Genomic DNA, 1,843 nt, shown 5'->3' on the forward strand with positions numbered 1-1,843 from the left:
AATAACATATGGATAATAAAACATGTTTTGTTGTTATGGGATTTGGTACAAAAAAGATTCCAAATACTAATATTGAAGTAGATTTAAATTTCGTCTATAACGAGCTTATTAAGCCAACAATCATTTCAAAGAAGCTAACATCTGTTTATGGTCAAGAGCAATTCAGGGCTGATGAGGTATATACAACACAAAGTATAACAAAAACATTCATTGAGGGAATATTTAAGGCCGATATTGTAATAGCAGATATTACAACTTTGAATCAAAATGCAATCTATGAATTAGGATTACGTCATGCTATGAAACCCAAATCAACTATTATATTGTGTGATAATCATACTGCTCAAATAAAGTTTTTTGATATCCAAGATTTACCTCAAATTAGATATGATTCTGATAAATTAAATGAGTATTCGGAATTTAAAAGAATACAGGAGTTACTATCAGGTTATATTGATAACGCAAAAAATTCTGATGACCACTTTATCGATAGTCCTGTTTTTCATTCAAATTTGTACCGTGTTATTAGCAATTCTTTAACATCTTCTCAAAGTAATACTGCCACATCTAATTCACAACAATCATGGAGTGAATTAACTAAAGTAGCTAATACTTTAAAAGATTCTCAACAATATGTAGAGGCTGAAATAATATATAAACAAATCTTAGATAGTGGATTTGTTGACGATGAAATAGTTGCGGGTTATCTTCTATCTTCATATAAAAAAGATGAAACAAATGTCGATAACTTAAAAGATTCTCAACAAAAATTAATTCCATATCTTGATATAAAAACAACAACTTTTCATAAAATTTTAGGCATATATGGAGCAATTTATTTGCGTATCTTCTATATTACGAAAAATAAAAATGACTTACTATCTGCAATTCACTTCTATCGTCTAGGTATGAATTATGAAGATAATAATATTTATTGTGCCAGAAATTATTGTGCCAATTTATTAAAAATTGCAGATGTAGAGACAGACATAGAGGTTATAAAAGAGCATTACTATACTGCTAAATATACCGCAAAATATATCTTAGGGTCACTGCCTACTTTAGTTCGTAAATCTAGCGAATATGACGATATTTGGTTGAAATCTAATCAAGAAGAATTGTTATTTATTTCAGGTTTAATTTCCGACTTAAAAATTGATATTACTGGACTGACTGATAGACAGTCTAAAACAATTCGAGAAGGTAGAGAGATATTAAAAAAAGATTTATCAAAAATACGCTTACTAATAAATGACTAGATTTTAATAAGTATGTTCCCCATCTTTTACAAATTTATATTTTTGTTCAACCATAGTTTTCCACTTTTGGAGGCTCTTTTGAAATTCATCTGAATGTAAATAGTGAAGGATTTCGTCTTTTGTGTTCAATTCGAATTCTGGGGCTGTAATTGAATATTCGCCTTGCTTTAAAATCCCTTCCTTTGTTATATTTTCTTGTGGAATTGTTAACATGGGAAGTCCAAAAGTGAGAGCTAAAATCCCTTCAATGTGACAATAAACACTGGTTATCCACTTGTTTTTTAAGTGGATTTCTTTTGATGCAAAAAAGTCAGGATTTATTTCTGCATCCTTTTTTCTAACTCCTTCATTAATAAATGTTTGACCAAATGCTAAAACAATAATACCATAGCTTCTTTGTATCATTTCCCGTAAAGAAGTCATCACTTCATATGGGGAGTATTCAGCCGCTTGTAAGGTAACGCATTCAAAACCACTTTGCTTTAACAATTTTGTAAATTCCTTGATAAAAAAGCTTTGATGTTGAGTAAAAGGGTTTGGTCTACTCAGAAATACCTGTATTTTGTTTTCACTCATAGAAAATT

General features: G+C 29.5%; 2 protein-coding genes. One reads left to right on the forward strand and one right to left on the reverse strand.

Annotated features, from left to right (window positions below; translation table 11 throughout):
• The first annotated feature begins 35 nt into the window (after positions 1 to 35).
• Positions 36 to 1,259 carry a hypothetical protein gene (locus tag SMSK597_RS12485; protein WP_255261795.1) on the forward strand — a complete coding sequence of 408 codons (1,224 nt, stop codon included), beginning with the start codon at positions 36 to 38 and terminating at the stop codon, positions 1,257 to 1,259.
• A gap of 3 nt (positions 1,260 to 1,262) precedes the next feature.
• Here the strand turns inward: SMSK597_RS12485 and SMSK597_RS0103460 are convergent.
• Positions 1,263 to 1,843: hypothetical protein (locus SMSK597_RS0103460; RefSeq protein ID WP_255261796.1), on the reverse strand; the 581-nt coding region annotated here is incomplete at its 5' end.

The sequence above is a fragment of the Streptococcus mitis SK597 genome (genome assembly GCF_000148545.1).
Classification (GTDB): domain Bacteria; phylum Bacillota; class Bacilli; order Lactobacillales; family Streptococcaceae; genus Streptococcus; species Streptococcus mitis_C.